The organism is Microbulbifer sediminum (genome assembly GCF_021729035.1).
Classification (GTDB): domain Bacteria; phylum Pseudomonadota; class Gammaproteobacteria; order Pseudomonadales; family Cellvibrionaceae; genus Microbulbifer; species Microbulbifer sediminum.
This window is the reverse complement of record NZ_JAJSAP010000003.1, coordinates 498,981-516,069: the sequence shown is the minus strand read 5'-3', so window position 1 is coordinate 516,069 and position 17,089 is coordinate 498,981. Positions and strand designations below refer to the sequence as shown.

General features: G+C 61.5%; 22 protein-coding genes. 11 read left to right on the top strand and 11 right to left on the bottom strand.

What is annotated here, in order from left to right; translation table 11 throughout:
• Positions 1 to 144: 144 nt before the first annotated feature.
• The 7 genes from LVD11_RS07440 to LVD11_RS07410 all read right to left on the bottom strand — a co-directional run bounded on the left by LVD11_RS07440 (position 145) and on the right by LVD11_RS07410 (position 5,775).
• Positions 145 to 699 (bottom strand): DUF6985 domain-containing protein, encoded by a 555-nt coding sequence (locus tag LVD11_RS07440; protein WP_237057523.1) that lies wholly within the window; start codon positions 697 to 699, stop codon positions 145 to 147.
• 87 nt (positions 700 to 786) lie between these two features.
• The gene (locus LVD11_RS07435; protein ID WP_237057522.1) at positions 787 to 1,809 is read right to left on the bottom strand and encodes a hypothetical protein; all 1,023 of its coding nucleotides are present in this window, start codon (positions 1,807 to 1,809) and stop codon (positions 787 to 789) included.
• Between the two features lie 106 nt (positions 1,810 to 1,915).
• Positions 1,916 to 2,227, bottom strand: coding sequence for a hypothetical protein (locus tag LVD11_RS07430; protein ID WP_237057521.1), 312 nt, complete (start codon positions 2,225 to 2,227; stop codon positions 1,916 to 1,918).
• Between the two features lie 65 nt (positions 2,228 to 2,292).
• Positions 2,293 to 2,790 carry a hypothetical protein gene (locus tag LVD11_RS07425; RefSeq protein ID WP_237057520.1) on the bottom strand — a complete coding sequence of 166 codons (498 nt, stop codon included), beginning with the start codon at positions 2,788 to 2,790 and terminating at the stop codon, positions 2,293 to 2,295.
• Between the two features lie 644 nt (positions 2,791 to 3,434).
• The gene (locus LVD11_RS07420) at positions 3,435 to 4,280 is read right to left on the bottom strand and encodes an SPFH domain-containing protein (protein WP_237057519.1); all 846 of its coding nucleotides are present in this window, start codon (positions 4,278 to 4,280) and stop codon (positions 3,435 to 3,437) included.
• Positions 4,281 to 4,358: 78 nt separating this feature from the next.
• Complete coding sequence (locus LVD11_RS07415) at positions 4,359 to 4,820, bottom strand: NfeD family protein (RefSeq protein WP_237057518.1); 462 nt, start codon at positions 4,818 to 4,820, stop codon at positions 4,359 to 4,361.
• 139 nt (positions 4,821 to 4,959) lie between these two features.
• The gene (locus LVD11_RS07410; RefSeq protein WP_237057517.1) at positions 4,960 to 5,775 is read right to left on the bottom strand and encodes a CHAD domain-containing protein; all 816 of its coding nucleotides are present in this window, start codon (positions 5,773 to 5,775) and stop codon (positions 4,960 to 4,962) included.
• Between the two features lie 107 nt (positions 5,776 to 5,882).
• Here LVD11_RS07410 and ubiE point away from each other — a divergent pair, with 107 nt between their 5' ends.
• The 9 genes from ubiE to LVD11_RS07365 all read left to right on the top strand — a co-directional run bounded on the left by ubiE (position 5,883) and on the right by LVD11_RS07365 (position 12,300).
• Entirely contained in the window at positions 5,883 to 6,632 is a 750-nt protein-coding gene (ubiE, locus tag LVD11_RS07405; protein ID WP_237057516.1) for a bifunctional demethylmenaquinone methyltransferase/2-methoxy-6-polyprenyl-1,4-benzoquinol methylase UbiE, read from the top strand.
• A 118-nt stretch (positions 6,633 to 6,750) separates the two neighbouring features.
• Positions 6,751 to 7,377, top strand: coding sequence for a ubiquinone biosynthesis accessory factor UbiJ (locus LVD11_RS07400; RefSeq protein ID WP_237057515.1), 627 nt, complete (start codon positions 6,751 to 6,753; stop codon positions 7,375 to 7,377).
• Positions 7,378 to 7,379: 2 nt separating this feature from the next.
• Positions 7,380 to 9,005, top strand: a complete 1,626-nt coding sequence (gene ubiB, locus LVD11_RS07395; protein WP_237057514.1) for a ubiquinone biosynthesis regulatory protein kinase UbiB — start codon at positions 7,380 to 7,382, stop codon at positions 9,003 to 9,005.
• 65 nt (positions 9,006 to 9,070) lie between these two features.
• Positions 9,071 to 9,460, top strand: a complete 390-nt coding sequence (gene hisI, locus LVD11_RS07390; RefSeq protein ID WP_237057540.1) for a phosphoribosyl-AMP cyclohydrolase — start codon at positions 9,071 to 9,073, stop codon at positions 9,458 to 9,460.
• Between the two features lie 6 nt (positions 9,461 to 9,466).
• Positions 9,467 to 9,805 (top strand): phosphoribosyl-ATP diphosphatase, encoded by a 339-nt coding sequence (locus tag LVD11_RS07385; RefSeq protein WP_237057513.1) that lies wholly within the window; start codon positions 9,467 to 9,469, stop codon positions 9,803 to 9,805.
• Between the two features lie 125 nt (positions 9,806 to 9,930).
• On the top strand, positions 9,931 to 10,203 hold the full coding sequence (gene tatA / locus LVD11_RS07380) for a twin-arginine translocase TatA/TatE family subunit (protein ID WP_237057512.1): 273 nt from the start codon (positions 9,931 to 9,933) through the stop codon (positions 10,201 to 10,203).
• A 15-nt stretch (positions 10,204 to 10,218) separates the two neighbouring features.
• Entirely contained in the window at positions 10,219 to 10,758 is a 540-nt protein-coding gene (tatB, locus tag LVD11_RS07375; protein WP_237057511.1) for a Sec-independent protein translocase protein TatB, read from the top strand.
• Positions 10,755 to 11,492 (top strand): twin-arginine translocase subunit TatC, encoded by a 738-nt coding sequence (tatC, locus tag LVD11_RS07370; RefSeq protein WP_237057510.1) that lies wholly within the window; start codon positions 10,755 to 10,757, stop codon positions 11,490 to 11,492. The genes tatB and tatC overlap by 4 nt, the downstream gene beginning before the upstream one ends.
• Positions 11,485 to 12,300, top strand: a complete 816-nt coding sequence (locus tag LVD11_RS07365) for an esterase/lipase family protein (protein WP_237057509.1) — start codon at positions 11,485 to 11,487, stop codon at positions 12,298 to 12,300. Before tatC ends, LVD11_RS07365 begins: the two co-directional genes overlap by 8 nt.
• 31 nt (positions 12,301 to 12,331) lie before the next feature.
• Here the strand turns inward: LVD11_RS07365 and LVD11_RS07360 are convergent, their stop codons facing one another.
• The 3 genes from LVD11_RS07360 to LVD11_RS07350 all read right to left on the bottom strand — a co-directional run bounded on the left by LVD11_RS07360 (position 12,332) and on the right by LVD11_RS07350 (position 13,245).
• Positions 12,332 to 12,694 carry an MliC family protein gene (locus LVD11_RS07360; RefSeq protein WP_237057508.1) on the bottom strand — a complete coding sequence of 121 codons (363 nt, stop codon included), beginning with the start codon at positions 12,692 to 12,694 and terminating at the stop codon, positions 12,332 to 12,334.
• A 100-nt stretch (positions 12,695 to 12,794) separates the two neighbouring features.
• The gene (locus LVD11_RS07355; RefSeq protein ID WP_237057507.1) at positions 12,795 to 12,923 is read right to left on the bottom strand and encodes a DUF3149 domain-containing protein; all 129 of its coding nucleotides are present in this window, start codon (positions 12,921 to 12,923) and stop codon (positions 12,795 to 12,797) included.
• 91 nt (positions 12,924 to 13,014) lie between these two features.
• Positions 13,015 to 13,245, bottom strand: coding sequence for a hypothetical protein (locus LVD11_RS07350; protein WP_237057506.1), 231 nt, complete (start codon positions 13,243 to 13,245; stop codon positions 13,015 to 13,017).
• 55 nt (positions 13,246 to 13,300) lie between these two features.
• On the opposite strand from LVD11_RS07350, the gene LVD11_RS07345 reads away from it, so the two are divergent.
• A complete protein-coding gene (locus tag LVD11_RS07345) occupies positions 13,301 to 14,509 on the top strand; it encodes an aminopeptidase (protein WP_237057505.1) in 1,209 nt (402 codons plus the stop codon).
• Here the strand turns inward: LVD11_RS07345 and dtd are convergent.
• Positions 14,392 to 14,829 carry a D-aminoacyl-tRNA deacylase gene (dtd, locus tag LVD11_RS07340; protein ID WP_237057504.1) on the bottom strand — a complete coding sequence of 146 codons (438 nt, stop codon included), beginning with the start codon at positions 14,827 to 14,829 and terminating at the stop codon, positions 14,392 to 14,394. The genes LVD11_RS07345 and dtd overlap by 118 nt on opposite strands.
• Positions 14,830 to 14,944: 115 nt before the next feature.
• Here dtd and LVD11_RS07335 point away from each other — a divergent pair, with 115 nt between their 5' ends.
• Entirely contained in the window at positions 14,945 to 17,056 is a 2,112-nt protein-coding gene (locus tag LVD11_RS07335; RefSeq protein ID WP_237057503.1) for a prolyl oligopeptidase family serine peptidase, read from the top strand.
• The last annotated feature ends 33 nt before the right edge of the window (positions 17,057 to 17,089 follow it).

The following is a 17,089-nucleotide window of genomic DNA, read 5'->3' as shown; positions in this document are numbered from 1 at the left end:
TTTCTTACCCATGGTACACCTCCGTGTTAGGCCGAAACCTAACTATACAGGGTGTCTACTAAACGTGGGTAAGTCTTGGGTTTAACGCCAAGCACAGCGGCACCGCGTCAGTGGCGTCGAGCGGCCACGTACTGATGCGCCTTTTTAAGTCTTGTTGGCATGCTGCCTAGCCTTCCAAAGGAGAATTGCGGTGTCCGCTCCACCGAGGTCTACAACCTCTCGACCATGCAACAAGAAACCAAGTCCATGCTCTTCTTCCCAGTTACACCCCATTTCAACTCCTATATAGGGAATGTCGTCTTTGCTCACTTGGTGGATATTGACGGATACAATGCCAACCAACTGCTTCACATCGCTTTTGCTCTTTATGTCGGGGAAAGCCTCAGAGATTTCCTCCCCAAATTCTTCGATATATCCCGCTTTTATTTCCCAGTATGAATTAAAAAGAAGATCCACAACCGCGTCGGCTACTTCCTGCTGGTGAGCAAGAAACCAACTAACAAGAGATAGCTCTTCGGCATTGAGAGGGTCGTCCCCTCTGCCCTCCGGGGCAAAAACTACTGTGACATCTCCCAGGGACGGTTTATTTGAAGAGATGGCACCATAAGGTCCCTTTCTTTCCTGAAATCCTGACCAAGCAACATCGCTGATACTGGCCTCCCAAAAAAAACCATTCCATTGGAGCTCGATCTCAGACACGTTGGTCACTACTTCTCCTCAGCATTAACGCCCGCATTTGCGGCTGGTTTGAGCGCAGCGGAAAACCAATCCGACAACATGCGCTTGTTAAGAGGTATTGGCACGTTCTGCCTCATCTAATTTTTTTAAGGCAAACTCACCCCTTTCAGATACAGCGTGTGAGCTATCTGAAGCAAAGCGTTCGGCAAATTCTCTGGTTTTAATGCCAGGATTGCCCAACTCTCTTATTAAAATCTCTGCTGAAACACGCCTAACGATGGATGAACGATCTTCAGATGATCTTTTTAGTAAATCTATTAGTGGAGTTTCAATTTCTAATTTCCGCTCGCCAACGATAGGTTTTAGCCTGCCTTCACAGTACCTTATATCAGTCCACACCCATTTACGGCCTTCGATCCATGCAACCCGCCCTTCAAATAAGCTGCGGTATGCCTTAGCTCGAACCGAAGGCTGAATAGCGGATTTAGCTATTTCTTCAATTCGCCCATCGAGTATCGGAGTGCGGCCAAGCTGAGAAAAGAGTGATGGCATAGGACCAGAAGCAGACAAAATCAACTTAGACCGAAGGGACTTTGCTATCTCCTTTTCAGAAATAATTTTAAAAAGAACTTCTTTATCAGCTTCTTCTATCCTACCCCACGAGTTCCAATTGGAAAGCGCGACGCATAATGCCTCTACTACATATTCAGGATCAGTCGACCTTGCTATCTCTGGGAGCGTTTCCCTCGCTGCTATACGAACTTGGGGAACCCAATCGTTGAGTCTACGAACAGCAAGAGAAAAAAAGAAAGTATTTGGCGCAGCCCCAGATAGTGCTCGAAGTGCTTTTTCACGTTTGTAACCATCCCAGCTAATAAGGTCAAGCCAAGTTACTAACTCCTTGGGTTTTGACCACATTTTCCACTTAGGGGGAATAGACTCCCTCATAGCTGAAGAAAGTTCTGAACGAATAACTCGCTCCCAATAGTCAAAACTAGAAAGAGGCAACTGAGACGTAACTTCAATTAGTTCAGACATATCAGCGACTACTTTGTTACCTGAATTTATCGAGGTAGCAAAAGTTTTCACTGCTGAAATAATCTTATCTTCCATAATCTGTGATTGTTGCACCTACTATTCTTGCCTCTTAACGCCCGCAACAGGGGCGACCAACGCTGTGCACAGTGTTGGGCGTCCCGCGGAGGCCCGAAGGGCCGGAGCATTCTGCTTGCGTTTGTTAAGTGGCATTGGCACAGTCCTCTAATGCAGCCTCGATAACTGCGGTGTGCCAAGCCATGCCAGCAATATGCTCACAACCTCCAACAGCCACATTTTTTAAGTCACTAGTTTCGCAGTACTGATAAACTCGAATTTGATAGTCATCAAGGTATTTATCGAAGCACTGCTTCTTTGAGCCGGCTAACTCATTGACTCGTTCCTGGATAATGGCATTTTCCTGAACCGAATACTCCCCGAAAGGTATTCTCGGATCTTCCGCTCCAAAAGCGGGGAAAACGAAAACCATTAGAGCCAGCGGAGTTTTTCTCATTATGGTCACTTAACGCTGCGATTTGCGGTGAGCGGAGCGAATCCGCAACATTGCCTTGTTAGAGATCATCGATCGAAAAACCATTCGAGCACCTCCGGCACCTCTTCCCCAGCCACTTCCAATATTATTTCTGCGTAGCCATGTTGCTTAACCGAAATCGCGAAAGCCGCCAAAACGGCACGGCTTATCTCCTGGCTCTTTTCTGCACCGATGGCCGCAGTGGCAATTCGCCCAAGTTCGGCAAGAGAATGAAAATATTCAACCTCTAGTTCTTCCGGTACAACTAGTCCTTGTTTGGCCCGAGCAACTTCAATTGATGCTGGAAGCGCAAAGAAGCTGATAGTTGCCTTCTCAGGATCGGCGGTTAAACGTTTAACGATCTCAGGCACCGCAGCAAAAGACGCCGGGTAGATATCGCCCTGGTGATAAAGGCAACTCCAGAGAGAAAACCAAGGCTCCTCCTCGTAGGAGGATTCGTCAGGAAATACGGCAATAGCTTCCAGCAATGCAGGAACATTCTCCGCAGTGCCGTAGGCGTGATTTAACCTCTCCCAGTTGGGCACGAATTCCCTCTTTAGTCTCTAACGCTGCCAACACGCGCTCGTCGCGTGCTTGGCCTTGTTATAGGTGTTCATGTGCGTTGCCCCCGTTTAGCAATAGACCGCAATTTTGACATTGCCGAGCAAAAAGATTGTAACTATACGAGCCGCTATTACTACGTTTAAGATGAAATCGCTGATTGCAACGAGGGCAAACAAAATTATTGATTTTGAAGCTATAGAAAAACGTAACAAAAAAAGCAGCCACACCAGTAAAAGCAACTATTTTGATAATTAGATCCATTGATTCAGGAAGTACGAAACCCAATGGGAATGCAACCAACATGACTACAAATGGAGCATGGCAGAGCTTTCTTAACCCTCTTAATTTCTTAAGCTCGATTTCGATATCCTTGCTCAAAGCTCTAGCACCTATAACAGTTTATTCAAAGGACACGTCTCTATATCGCTATATCCGATCATTGCGCGTGGTGGATGGCTTCAACTAAAAGATGCCAGGAATCAAGGGCTTATGCGAAGGCCAAAATTATTTGATTAGAATGATAAAGACGCGTCTTTATATCCTTTGTTATAGGAGCGCCGTCTCTTGATCCTGGGCGCGAGTCGCTGTGAGCCCGGCGCATCGATAGCACCGGGCGTCGCCAGTGTTATCGGTTTAGCAGGCCTTTCACTGCCTGCGGCAAGTCCGCTGGCAGGATCACATTCTTCGCATTGTCGGACTGGGAAAGCTCCGACAGCGCACTGATATACCGCTCGCCCAGCAGGTACATCACCGGCATTTCCTGTTCGCCGATGGCAGACGAAACCCGCTCGATCGCCTCGCGGCTCGCGTCGGCCAGGACTACCTGGGCCTTGGCGTCGCGCTTGGAGGCTTCCAGGCGGCCGTCGGCCTCGAGGATGGCGGCCTGCTTCTCGCCCTCGGCGCGGGTCACGGTGGCGCGGCGCTGGCGTTCGGCGGCGGCCTGCTCTTCCATGGCGGTCTGCATGGTCTGGGACGGGTTGATGTCCTGGATCTCGACGGTCTTGAGGTTGATACCCCAGTCGGCGATATCGTCAGAGATGCCTTCCTTCAGCTTGGCCTTGATCATGTCGCGGGAGGACAGCGCCGAGTCCAGCGACATTTCGCCGATGATGGAGCGCAGCGCGGTCTGCACCAGGTTCTGGATGGCGATCTCATAGTCCTCCACCCCGTACACCGCCTTCTCCGGCGAGACGATATTGATATAGGCCACGGCGTTGGCAATGATGGTGGCGTTGTCCTGGGTGATGACTTCCTGCGAGGGAATGTCCAGCACTATGTCCTTGGTGGTGACCCTGTAGGGCACCTGGTCGACGTAGGGAATCACCACGTTCATGCCGGGCGTAAGCGTGCGGTGGTATTTACCCAGCCGCTGCACGATATGCTTGGAACCCTGGGGCACGATACGCACGCCCTTGGCGATGGTGATGACCACAAGCGCCACCAGCGCCAGTACTACATATAAACCTTCCACTTCTGCTTCCCCTCCCCGGGGTCTGTTAAAAAATCAGTTTGTGTAATTGGTGTTGTTGTCGGTCTTGGCCGCGCGGGCTCAGTGGGGCACCACCATCAGCGCGTTGCCGGAAATATCGGTGACCCGCACGCGATCGCCGATGGCGACCTCTGCCGCGCAGATAAAGGTCCACTCGTCCTCGCCCAGGATGGGCGCGGGGAACTTGAGCCGGCCGCGGCTCCGGCCGGCGTTGGATTCCAGCACCAGGCCCACCTGCCCCATCAGTGCCTCGTAGGCCATGCCGGCGGTGGTGCGGTCTTTCCAGCGGGGCTTGATGCTCTTCACCCAGATCACCACGAAGGCGACGGAGGCGAAGGCCCACAGGATCAGTTGCAGGGTAAAGGGAATGTCCACGGCCAGGGTGAGCACGCCCATCAGCAGGGCGGCCAGGCCGAACCAGAAGAGGACGAAGCCGGAGACGAAGATCTCGGCGGTGACCAGCAGCAGGCCCAGGACGAGCCAGTGCCAGTAGGCGATATGCGCGTTCAGCCATTCAAGCATGACATTGTTCTTCTCTTTGGCGTGATTTGTGCCTTAGATTATGCCAAAAAGTGCTTCGCTTGGGACGTTGTTTCGCTTCGGGGCAGGAAAGACAGGTGCGGCCCTGTTGAGGGGTGCGGGCGGCGCTCGGGGATGCCGGTTACGAATCCAGCGAGGGCTTTTTATCGGAGAACAGCTTGCCGGCCAGCCGGTCGATCTCCGCGCGCAGATCCTTCATACGGGCGTTCGCCAGGTCCAGCAGCGGGATCAGCTCGCCGGCGAACTCGCCGCTGCGGGGTGCCAGCAGGCTGCACAGCAGGTGCAGGTCGCGCCAGTCGCCCAGCGCGCGGGACAGGTCACAGAGCGGCTTGCGCCGCTGCGCCAGCGATTTGTATTTTTTCCTGAGCAGGCGCGTGTGGTACCAGTGGTCCTTCACGCGCTTGCGGAAGTCGTGGAAGGTCTCGGCGGATTCCCGCTCGAAGGCCCTGTCCATGGCCTTGCGGGCCCGTTTGTAATAGTCGCGGTAGCCGCGCCTGGCGTGTTTCCAGCCCAGCTCATCCAGTGGCCACTCGTCGATGCGCTCCCCGCCCAGCGCGAGCATCGCCGCCGCCTCCTCCATCGCCTCCGGGTCGGCGTGCTGGTCGGCGCGCTGGTCGAGGAATTCGCGCACTTCGTCGAATTCATTTGCGGGCGCAATCTTGAGGAATATGTCGCGCATGGACACGGCGTCGCGGCTGCCGGACAGGGTGTTGGCCAGGGTGCGGTAGTGGGCGTTCTCGTAGCGATAGAGGTTGTCGGTGTCCCCGCGTACCAGCCGCAGCAGGGCGCGCAGTTTCTTGCAGTGCTTGCGCACCTCGTGCACCGCTTCTTCCGCCGGCAGTTCCTCCAGTGCCGCCTGCGCGGCGGTCACCTCGGCGTGGGCCACAGTGCGCAGTGCGTCCGGCAACGGCTTCTTTTGGTCCAGCGTATAGTCCATGGCTGTGTCCCGTCGCCGATTCCCCGTGCACAAGTTTAGCCAGCGGCGGTGCCGTAGCGGCCGTGCCAATGTACAATGCCGCCATAGTTTGGCTTAGCAGGCAGAAGATGAAGGATCGCAAGACCACCCACTTCGGTTACCAGGAAGTCCCGGTGGATGAGAAGGCCGGCCGTGTGGCCGACGTGTTCCACTCGGTGGCGGCGCGCTACGACGTGATGAACGACCTGATGTCCGGTGGCATCCACCGGCTGTGGAAGCGTTTTACCATCGAGATGTCCGGCGCCCGCGCGGGCCAGACGATCCTGGACATCGCCGGTGGCACCGGTGACCTGACGGCGCGCTTTTCCCGTATCGTCGGTCCCGAGGGCCAGGTGGTGCTGGCCGATATCAACGAGTCGATGCTGAAGGTGGGCCGCGACCGGCTGCTGGACCGGGGCATCGCCGGCAATGTGGTGCCCGTGCAGGCGGATGCCCAGTACCTGCCGTTCCCCGACAACACCTTCGACTGCATCACCATCGCCTTCGGCCTGCGCAACGTCACCGACAAGGACCTGGCCCTGCGCTCCATGCTGCGGGTGCTGAAGCCCGGCGGCCGCCTGCTGGTGCTGGAGTTCTCCAAGCCCGAGTCAAAGCTGCTGGAGAAGGTCTACGACCAGTATTCCTTCCGCCTGCTACCGTTCATGGGCAAGCTGGTGGCCAACGACGCCGACAGCTACCGCTACCTGGCCGAGAGCATCCGCATGCACCCGGACCAGGAGACCCTCAAGCAGATGATGGCCGACGCCGGCTTCGTCGATTGCGAGTACCACAATATGACCGGTGGGGTTGTCGCCCTGCACAAGGGCATCAAGCCCTGACGCCCGCGGCAGCGAGCTGATCCCATCCGCGGCCCCATCCCAAAGAGCCCCTGGCCGGGGATGAGCGCCACCGTCGATCGAGAAAATCATCGGAAGAGTCATCGAGAGAGTCGCAGCATTGGACCCCACATTTCGCGCCGGCTTTGACGCCGCGCTGGAAACCGCCATCAACGCCGCCCTGCGCTATGACCCGGGCACCCGCGCGCGCCTGGCAAAGCTCGACGGCCGCGCCCTGGCCCTGGATATCACCGTGCCGCCCGTGCCGCTGGTACTGTGCATCGAGGGCGACCAGGTGAGCGTGCGCCATTACTGGGACGGCGAAATCTCCACCCGCTTGCGCGGCTCCGCCATCGCCATGCTGCGCCTGCTGCGCGACGGGGACGCCACCCCGGCGGGCCTGGACGTGACGGTGACCGGCTCCAGTGCGCTGCTGGCGGAACTGCAGTCCATCCTGCAGGACCTGGATATCGACTGGGAGGCGCCGCTGGCCCGGCTGCTGGGCGACGTGCCGGCCCACACCATCGGCAGTGCCCTGCGCACCGCCGGCCAGTGGCTGCGCGACAGCATCGAGCAGGCGCCGCAGGCCGCCGCCGAGGCCGTGAGCGAGGAGTGGCGCCTGACGCCGCCGCGGGCGCAGTTCGAGGCATTCGTCGAGGATGTGGCCGAGCTGGCGCTGGCTACCGACAGGCTGGAGGCGCGGGTGGCGCTGCTGAGAGAAAAGCTGGCTGCGCGGGGGGGCAACTGACCGTGCCGTTGAAGCGCAGTTTTACCATCGCGCGGGTTTTCGTCCGCTATCGCCTGGATACCCTGCTGCCGGCCGAGCGCCGCCCGCTGTGGCTGCGGGCGCTGTGGTCGCCCCTGGCGCTGCTGCCGGCGCCGAGGGCCGCCCGCGGCGAACGCCTGCGCCGGGCGCTGGAAGAGCTGGGGCCGATTTTCGTCAAGTTCGGCCAGCTGCTGTCCACGCGGCCGGACCTGCTGCCGCCGGATATGGTGGAGGAGCTCGATCACCTGCAGGACAATGTGGCGCCCTACCCGGTGGACCAGTGCGTTGCCCTGATCGAGGAGCAGCTGGAAGCGAAGGTCGACGACCTGTTCGCCGAGTTCGAGCGCCAGCCGCTGGCCTCCGCCTCGGTGGCCCAGGTGCACGGCGCGCGCCTGTTCGACCGCGACGGCAAGCCCGGCGCCGCAGTGGTGGTGAAGGTACTGCGCCCGGGTATCGAGACGATCATCGAGCAGGACCTGCGCCTGCTGCGGGTGATCGCACGCTGGGTGCGCAGGCTGGGCCCGGAGGGGCGCCGCCTGCGCCCGGTGGAGGTGGTGGACGACTACCGCCACACCATCGAGGGCGAGCTGGACCTGGTGCGCGAGGGCGCCAATGCCACCCAGCTCAAGCGCAACTTCTCCCACTCGCCGCTGCTCTATGTGCCCGAGGTGTACTGGGACTATACCCGCGAGAAGGTACTGGTGCTGGAGCGTATCGACGGCATCCCGGTCACCGACCTGCAGCAGCTGCGCGCACAGGGCACCAATATGCCGCTGCTGGCCGAGCGCGGCGTGGAGATCTTCTTCAAGCAGGTGTTCGAGCACAACTTCTTCCACGCCGACATGCACCCGGGCAATATCTTCGTCTCCCGCCGCAAGCCGGAGAAGCCCCAGTACATCGCCATCGACACGGCCATCGTGGGCAGCCTGAGCCGCGAGGACCAGTACTACCTGGCCCGCAACCTGCTGGCCATGTTCCGCCGCGATTACCGTATGGTGGCCGAGCTGCATGTGCAGAGCGGCTGGGTGCGGGCCGATACCCCCATCAATACCTTCGAGGCGGCGATCCGCGCCGTGTGCGAGCCGATCTTCGAAAAACCGCTGGGGGAGATTTCTTTCGCCCGGGTGCTGATCAGCCTGTTCCAGACCGCGCGCCGCTTCGACATGACAGTGCAGCCGCAACTGGTGCTGCTGCAGAAGACCCTGCTCAATATCGAGGGCCTGGGCCGGCAGCTTTATCCGGAACTGGATCTGTGGAAGACTGCCCATCCATTCCTTGAGGGCTGGATGCGCGACCGGGTTCACCCGCGCACTATCTGGCGCGAAGTGCAGCGTTACGGGCCCGAGTGGCTGGAGAAATTCCCGCAGCTGCCACAGCTGTTCTACTCCGCGCTGGAGCAGTCGCGCGAAGTGGCACCGCAGCTGGAGTCGATCGGCGACGAACTGGCCCGCACCCGCCGCCGCGGGCGCCGCAGTTATGTGCGCCGGGTGGCCGGCGTGGTGCTGGCGGCCGGCGCCGCCGCCCTGGCGGCACCGCAGCTGGCGACGCAGTTGCCCCCGGCCGGCTGGGCGCTGGCGCTGGGGGCCGCGGTGCTGCTGCTGTGGCCCTGAGAAATTCCCCGGCAAGCGGCGGGCCTACAATAGAACAGTAAAGACAGGACGGTACATTGAGCGAAATCGGCGACAGCGGGATACTCGACCTGGTCAGCTGGAACAGCGACGGCCTGGTGCCGGCCATTGCCCAGGACTTCAAGAGCGGCCGGGTGCTGATGATGGCGTGGATGAATCGCGAATCCCTGCAGCTCACCATCGACCAGGGATACGCCGTCTACTGGTCGCGCTCGCGCGGCAAGCTGTGGCGCAAGGGCGAGTCCTCCGGCCACGAGCAGCTGGTACGCGAACTGCGGCTCGACTGCGACGGCGATACGGTATTGCTGGTGGTGGAGCAGAAAGGCGGCATTGCCTGCCACACCGGCCGCACCAGCTGTTTTTACCGGGTGCTCGACGACGGCGCCTGGCGCGAGCGTGAGCCGGTGATCAAGAGTCCGGAAAGTATCTACAAGTGAGCGACCATGAGTGACCTGCTGCGAGAACTGGACGCCGTGCTGGAAAGCCGCAAACAGGATGCCGATGCCGGCAGCTCCTACGTGGCCAGCCTGCACGCGAAGGGCCTGAACAAGATCCTGGAGAAAGTGGGCGAGGAAGCCACCGAGGTAATCCTCGCCGCCAAGGACGCGGAGCGGGATGGCGACCGCGAGGCCATGATCGCCGAGACCGCCGACCTGTGGTTCCACTCGCTGGTAATGCTGTCCCACCTGGGGGCGGACTCGCGGGATGTGCTGCGCGAACTGGGACGTCGTTTTGGCCTGTCGGGCCTGGAGGAGAAAGCCGCGCGGGGTACGCGGCCGTAACCCGGGCCACCCGTCGGCACGCCGTGGCAATAGAATAAACACAGGGGCGGCGACCGCGCCGCCCACCACACAAACCCGCACCGGAACACCTGGCCCGGTTGCAACGTGATTATCAGGAGAAAATTATGGGTTTTGGCGGAATTAGTATCTGGCAGTTGCTGATTGTTCTGGTAATCGTCCTGCTGCTGTTCGGCACCAAGCGGCTGAAGAACCTCGGCGGTGACCTGGGCGGGGCCATCAAGGGCTTCAAGAAGGCGATCAAGGACGAGGACAAGGACAAGAAGGACGAGGAATTCGAGGACGAGAGCAAGGAGCCCGGGCGCCTGGGTGAGGACGAGAAATCCTCCACCACCGGCGAGTCCGTCAAGGACAAAGACAAGCAGTCCCAGGACAAGTAAGGGGAGCGCCGGCGCGTGTTTGATATCGGCTTCTTTGAACTCCTGCTGGTGGGCATCGTCGGCCTGCTGGTCGTGGGCCCCGAGCGCCTGCCGGATGCGGTACGCACCACCGCTCGCTGGTGGTCGGGCTTCAAGCGCACGTTGCAAAGCGCCAAGGACGAACTGGAGCGCGAGGTGGGCGCCGATGAAATCCGCCGCGAGCTGCACAACGAGCGTATCCTGCGCGAGCTGGAGGAGAGCCGCCGCGAGGTGGAGCAGGCCATCGCCGAGCCGGCCGAGACCACCGGTGCGGGTGAGCGCCCGCATGAAACCGCGCAGGCCCCGGAGCCGGCGGCGCACGACCCGGCCCACCCCAGCGCGGACGCCGAGGATTACCTGCCCGAGCAGGACGAGGACGCCGAGGACCTGCAGGATCCGGAGTACCCGGAGCACTGGCACGATTACGGCGATCCGGACCTGGTCGAGGACCACCCGGACAACCTGGCCAGGAAGGAGCGGGAAGCGACCGGGGAAGAGGATGCCGCCAAGGGCAAGGGTAAAGACAACCATTCATGAGCGATCAACAGAACCAGCCTTTTATCGACCACCTGATCGAGCTGCGCGACCGCCTGCTGAAGACGCTGATGGTGGTGGCGGCGATCTTCGCCTGCATGCTGCCCTTCGCCGCCGAGATCTACGACTACGTGGCCGAGCCGCTGCAGGCGCGCCTCACCGAGGGGGCGGGCATGATTGCCACCGAGGTCACGTCCACCTTCCTGACGCCGTTCAAGACCACCTTTGTGCTGGCGTTTTTCATCTCGGTGCCATTTGTGCTGTTCCAGGTCTGGGCCTTTATTGCCCCGGGCCTGTACAGGAACGAGAAGCGGGTGGCGATACCGCTGCTGGTCAGCAGCATCGTGCTGTTCTACGCCGGTATGGCCTTCGCCTACTACGTGGTTTTCCCGATCCTGTTCGATTTCTTCGTCAGCTCCGCGCACGCCGATATCAAGGTGATGCCGGATATTCGCTCATACCTCGACCTGGTGCTGAAGCTGTTCTTCGCCTTCGGCTTCGCGTTCGAGATCCCCATCGCCACCCTGCTGCTGATCTGGAGCGGTGCGGTGGATGCCAGGACCCTGGCCAGCAAGCGCCCCTATGTGATCGTCGGCTGCTTCCTGGTGGGGATGCTGCTGACGCCGCCGGATGTCATCTCCCAGTCGCTGCTGGCGGTGCCCATGTGGCTGCTATTCGAGGTGGGCATCTTCTTCGGGCGCTGGATCAAAAAGCGTGGCCGGGAAGAGCATGCCTGAGGCGGTTTGCGCCAATCCTGAGACTTCCCCCAGGGCGGCCCGCGCCGCCCCCCGCTGCCTGCTTCCCCCCCTTTTCTTCAGCCTGCTTGCCCTCTTCTGCCGCCCGGCGCTGGCGGGCCCGGAGTGCGTGATCCTGTTGCACGGGCTGACCAAGGATGCCAGCAGCATGGTGCCGCTGGCGCAGCGCCTCGGCGAAGCCGGCTTCCATGTGGTGAATATCGGCTACCCCTCGCGCCAGAAGCCGATCCAGGAACTGGCCGCCACCGCCGTGGCCGAGGGGCTCGCAGAGTGCGCACAGGCGGGCGCGACACCGGTGAACTTTGTCACCCACTCCATGGGGGGGCTGCTGGTCCGCTATTACTTCCAGGACCGGCCGGTGGCCGCCATCGACCGCGTGGTGATGCTGGCGCCGCCCAACCAGGGCAGCCGCGTGGGCGACTGGCTGGACCATATCCCGTGGATCAAGGACGTGAACGGCCCGGCGGGGCGGCAGATGGGGACCGGTGACAACAGCCTGCCCCTGCAGATGGGGCCGGTGCGCTTCGAGCTCGGCGTGATCACCGGCGACCGCAGCCGCAACCCGTTCGCCTCGGCGATCCTGGAAGGCCCGGACGACGGCCGTATCCGCGTGGAGAGCGCGAAAGTGGAGGGGATGTGTGCGTTTGCCGTGGTGCCCCTGACCCACGGTGCCATCATGGCCGACCCGGCAGTGATAGAGCAGTCCCTGCGGTTCCTGTGGCGTGGCTACTTTGTGGGCGAGTCGGCGCGGGAATACGCCTGTGGTCACGAAAGGGGGGCGGGCGATTGACTGCGCCCGGCCAGCTGGCCCCGCGGCTACTTCAATCCGGGGTGCTGCAGTTTCCCAGCAGGACCTCGCCGTCGCCGTCGTTCGAGGAGTAGAGCACCAGCCTGCCCTCCTGGCCCTTGGTGTGCCAGCGGTAATCCGGATAGCCCTTGTCCGCCACAAACAGCACGCCAGAAGCGGCCGGCTCCTGGTGCATGGTAATCAGCTTGTTGTCGTAGGTGAGGGTCGCGGTGGCGGGCCCCTGCGGCGGGATCAGGTATTTGACCGCGAGTTCCGCCCCCCCTTTGCAGAGGTATACCAGCGAGTCCACCTCGCCCTTCATCCGGTGGGAGCCGCTGTCACAGGCGCCCAGCAGCAGGGAACAGCAGGCGGACAGGGCAGCGATTGCGCGGTTCATAACAGGCACTTCCGAGTTCAACGACGCTGACTTTGAGCGCGTGATTCCGGAAAAATTCCGCCGGCAGTGGAAAACCGGCCCCGCGATGCCCGCCCTGTGCTTACTTGCCCTCGGCCATATTGCGCAGGGCCATGCGGGTGATAAAGCCGCCCATCAGCAGGATAAAGCCGATGATACCGAGGCTCAGCAGGCCGGAAAAACTGGTGAACAGGTCGATTAATGCGTCCATTTCTGGCTCCTTGCTATCACATCTCACTGGAAGCCAGTGTATGCCGCCCGGGCCGGGCGAAGTTGACCTGGATCAAGGGCGGGGGCGATGGTCAGAAAACAGTGGCTATGCTGGAGAAGACCAGCGCTGCCAGGGCCAGGAGGAAGATCTCGCGCTCCTCACGCCAGCGGGGCGCCAGGGCCAGCAGCGCCAGCGGCGGCAGCAGCACCGCCACGAACCCCAGTGCCGGGTGGGTGCGAAAACTGACGGCCAGCAGGCGCAGCCAGGCCAGGGCAGCGAATACGACGCTGAAGACAGTCAGTACTGCGGCGACGGGCTCCATGCCTCTGTCCTCGGGCAAGAATGACGGAAAGCAGAACAACAACAGGTACCAGAGAGTGTATATCAGGCTGATGCAAAACCTGGCGGGTATTTACCGGGCCGCAAGCCGCCTGTGGTCCCGGGCGGGCCCGCTGCCCGTCGCCGTGCTGTGCCTGGGGCTGGCCGGTTGCGAGACCGCGACGTATTACACCCAGGCGGCGGCTGGGCAGCTGGGGATCCTCGCCGCACGCGAGCCCATCCACCGCGTGATCGCCGCCGAGGGCACCGATGCCGCGCTGCAGCGGCGCCTGCGGCTGGTGCAGTCCATCCGCGGCTATGCCAGCGGCGAGCTGAAACTGCCGGTGGGTGATGCCTACGGCGACTATGTGAAGCTGGACAGGGATTACCCGCTGTGGAACGTGCTGGCGGCGCCGGAGTTCTCCCTCGATCCCAAGCGCTGGTGCTACCCCATCGCCGGCTGTGCCAGCTACCGCGGTTACTTCGACAAGGAGGATGCCGTCGCCAAGGGACGGCAGTTGAGTGGGGAGGGTTATGACGTCTACCTGGGGCCGGTACCCGCCTACAGCACCCTGGGCTGGTTTGACGACCCGGTGCTGTCGAGCTTCGTCAACTGGCCCGAGGACCGCCTGGCCGGGCTGCTGTTCCACGAGCTGGCCCACCGGCGGGTCTATATCGCGGGGGATACGAAATTCAATGAGAGTTTCGCCACCGCCGTGTCCCGCCTGGCGTTGCCGGACTGGCGCCGCCGGCAGGGAATGACCGGCCCGGCGCCGGATCGCACGGCCCAGGCCCGGGCGGTGCGCCGGCTGATGCGCACTGCCAGGGGGCAGCTGGAGGATCTGTACGGCTCCGGCCTGGACGAGGAGGTCATGCGCGCGCGCAAGGAGGTGGTGCTGGCCCGGTTGCGGGCCTGCTATCGCGAGATGTCGGCGGCCTGGCCGAACCCTGAACGCTACCGGGCCTATATCGAAAAGACCAACAACGCCACCCTGGCGCTGGCGGCGGAATACCAGTCGCGGGTGCCGGCGTTCGAGGAGCTGTACCGACGCTCGGCGGGCTGGGAGGACTTCTATGCGCGGGTCGAGCAGCTGAGCAAGCGGGACAAGGAGGCCCGGGGGCAGGCGCTGGACGCGCTCGAGGCGGTTGCTCAGGTCTCCAGCAGGAAGGTTACCGGACCGTCGTTCAACAGCGAAACCTGCATGTCCGCCGCAAACCGGCCGCAGGCGACCGGTGATAGCTGGGCGCGGGCGCGCTCGACGAAATAGTCATACAGTGCCTCCGCCTGCTGCGGGCTGGCGCCGCGGCTGAAACTGGGGCGCAGGCCCCTGGCCGTGTCCGCTACCAGGGTGAACTGGCTCACCACCAGCAGCCCGCCGCCGGCCTGCTGCACGTTCAGGTTCATGCGGCCGCCCTCATCCCCGAACACGCGGTAGTGCAGTACCTTGTGCAGCAGCTTGTCGGCGCTGGCGCGGTCATCGCGGGCCTCGACACCCAGTAACAGCAGCAGGCCGCCATCGATGGCCCCCACCGCCTCGCTGCCAACTTCCACCTTTGCATGCCGCACCCGCTGAATCAGTCCCCTCAACGCAAACTCCTCCCGCTGCTGTGGATCAGGTTCCGGAAATCGCCTAGATTAGCCGACTGTCCAGTGAGACTGAACCGCCACTGGCTGTTGGTTGGAAGACGGTAAGAGAGGCAGTATGAACAAGCCCATGATTGCACTGGCCGCCGGCGCCCTGGCCTGCGCCGCGGCCCTGGCCGCCCAGGACTATCCGGAGACCCCGGTGGTCAAGCAGCAGGATGACTATTTCGGTACCGCGGTGTCCGATCCCTATCGCTGGCTGGAGGACCTGGAGTCGAAGCAGGTCGACCAGTGGGTGGCGGCGCAGAACGAACACTCACTGCCATCTCTCAAGGCGCTGCCAGGCTGGCAGCAGATCAACGACCGCCTGACCGAGCTGTGGCAGTACGAGCGCTACGCCGTGCCCTACAAGAAGGCGGGCAAGGTTTTCTATGAATACAACGACGGTACCTGGGACCAGAATGTTTTCTACCGCACCGACAACCTCGCCACTGACAAGGCCGGGGTGGTGCTGGACCCGCGCAAATTGAGCGAGGACGGCACCATTGCCGCCAAGCGCTACGCGGTCAGCCCGGAGGGCAACTACCTGGCCTACGGCACCTCCGACGGCGGCACCGACTGGACCGACTACCATGTGCGCGACCTGGAGACCGGCAAGGACCTGGGAGACGTGCTTACCGGGATCAAGTTCAGCGATGTCAGCTGGGCCAAGGATGAATCCGGTTTCTACTACAGCCGCTACCCGTTCAACGAGGACGGCAGTGCCGATGACAGCAAGCAGGTGAAGGTTTACTTCCACCGGCTGGGACAGCCGCAGGGCAGTGACAGGCTGGTCTACGAGATCACCGACCATCCGACCCGCAACCCGGGTGCGGAACTGACCGACGACGGCAATTACCTGGTACTCGGTATCTTCGATGGCTACGACAGCAATGGCGTGTACTACCGCGACCTGCGTGACAAGGACGGCCAGGTGGTCCGCCTGCTGGATGACTGGGATGCGCTCTACACCTTCCTCGGTAACAGCGGGGACACTTTCTTTTTCGAGACCAATGCCGGCGCCCCCAACGGTCGCGTGATTGCCATCGACCTGGACAGGCCGCAGCGGCAACACTGGCGCGAGCTGGTGCCGGAGCGTGAGCAGGCGCTGCAGGCCGCGAGCCTGGTGGGGGGGCGTTTTGTACTGCATTATCTCGAGGATGCCCGTTCCAAGGTGGTGGTCACCGACCTGGATGGCAAGCAACAGTACCAGCTGAAGCTGCCGGGCATGGGGACCGTCGAGGGCTTTTACGGCGAGGCGGATGACCCGGAGACCTATTACTCTTTCAGTAATTTCCTGACACCGCCGGCGATTTACCGCCTGGATGTGCACAGTGGCAAGAGCAGCAAAGTGAAGTCGCCGGATTACCCGGCGGATTTCTCCGACCTCACCATCAGCCAGCATTTCTTCAAGAGCAAGGACGGCACCCGGGTGCCGATGTTCCTGGTGCACCGCAAGGATATGCAGCGCAACGGCAACAACCCCACCCTGCTTTACGGTTACGGCGGGTTTAATGCCGCCCAGCTGCCGGAGTTCTACACCCGCTTTGCCGGCTGGCTGGATATGGGCGGCACCTTTGCCATGGTCAACCTGCGCGGTGGCAGTGAATACGGGGCCAAATGGCACAAGGCGGGCACCAGGACCGACAAGCAGAATGTGTTCGACGACTTTATCGGTGCGGCCGAATGGCTGATCGACGAGAAAGTCACCTCCCCGGAAAAGCTGGCCATCATGGGCCGCTCCAATGGTGGCCTGCTGGTGGGAGCCACCATGGTGCAGCGCCCGGAACTCTTCGCCGTGGCATTACCGATCGTGGGGGTGCTGGATATGCTGCGCTACCACACCGCGTCCGCCAACGCGCGCCAGTGGTCGAGCGACTATGGCCTGAGTGAGAACGAGGAAGAGTTCGAGGCCCTGTACGCCTACTCGCCGGTACACAATACCGAGAAGGGCAAATGTTACCCGGCCACCCTGATCACCACGGCTGACCGGGACGACCGCGTGGTGCCCTGGCACAGCTACAAGTTTGCCGCCGCGCTGCAGCGGGACCAGGGCTGTGACAATCCCATCTACCTCGCCGTGGAGACCCGCGCGGGCCACGGCGCCGGCAAACCGGTATGGATGCAGGTGGAGGACTTCACCAACCAGTATGCATTCGCCGCCGGGCGACTGGGCCTGGAGGTGGAATAGACAACCGCTTCCCGGCACCTTTAAAGTGGGGAC

What these genes read in the sequence shown, in the direction of transcription:
- LVD11_RS07350 (WP_237057506.1), bottom strand. Translation starts at nt 13,245, where the DNA reads ATGGAGCCCGTCGCCGCAGTACTGACTGTCTTCAGCGTCGTATTCGCT.
- ubiE (WP_237057516.1), top strand. Translation starts at nt 5,883, where the DNA reads ATGAAGGATCGCAAGACCACCCACTTCGGTTACCAGGAAGTCCCGGTG.
- LVD11_RS07430 (WP_237057521.1), bottom strand. Translation starts at nt 2,227, where the DNA reads ATGAGAAAAACTCCGCTGGCTCTAATGGTTTTCGTTTTCCCCGCTTTT.
- LVD11_RS07410 (WP_237057517.1), bottom strand. Translation starts at nt 5,775, where the DNA reads ATGGACTATACGCTGGACCAAAAGAAGCCGTTGCCGGACGCACTGCGC.
- LVD11_RS07360 (WP_237057508.1), bottom strand. Translation starts at nt 12,694, where the DNA reads ATGAACCGCGCAATCGCTGCCCTGTCCGCCTGCTGTTCCCTGCTGCTG.
- LVD11_RS07385 (WP_237057513.1), top strand. Translation starts at nt 9,467, where the DNA reads ATGAGTGACCTGCTGCGAGAACTGGACGCCGTGCTGGAAAGCCGCAAA.
- tatC (WP_237057510.1), top strand. Translation starts at nt 10,755, where the DNA reads ATGAGCGATCAACAGAACCAGCCTTTTATCGACCACCTGATCGAGCTG.
- tatA (WP_237057512.1), top strand. Translation starts at nt 9,931, where the DNA reads ATGGGTTTTGGCGGAATTAGTATCTGGCAGTTGCTGATTGTTCTGGTA.
- LVD11_RS07335 (WP_237057503.1), top strand. Translation starts at nt 14,945, where the DNA reads ATGAACAAGCCCATGATTGCACTGGCCGCCGGCGCCCTGGCCTGCGCC.
- LVD11_RS07355 (WP_237057507.1), bottom strand. Translation starts at nt 12,923, where the DNA reads ATGGACGCATTAATCGACCTGTTCACCAGTTTTTCCGGCCTGCTGAGC.
- LVD11_RS07365 (WP_237057509.1), top strand. Translation starts at nt 11,485, where the DNA reads ATGCCTGAGGCGGTTTGCGCCAATCCTGAGACTTCCCCCAGGGCGGCC.
- LVD11_RS07415 (WP_237057518.1), bottom strand. Translation starts at nt 4,820, where the DNA reads ATGCTTGAATGGCTGAACGCGCATATCGCCTACTGGCACTGGCTCGTC.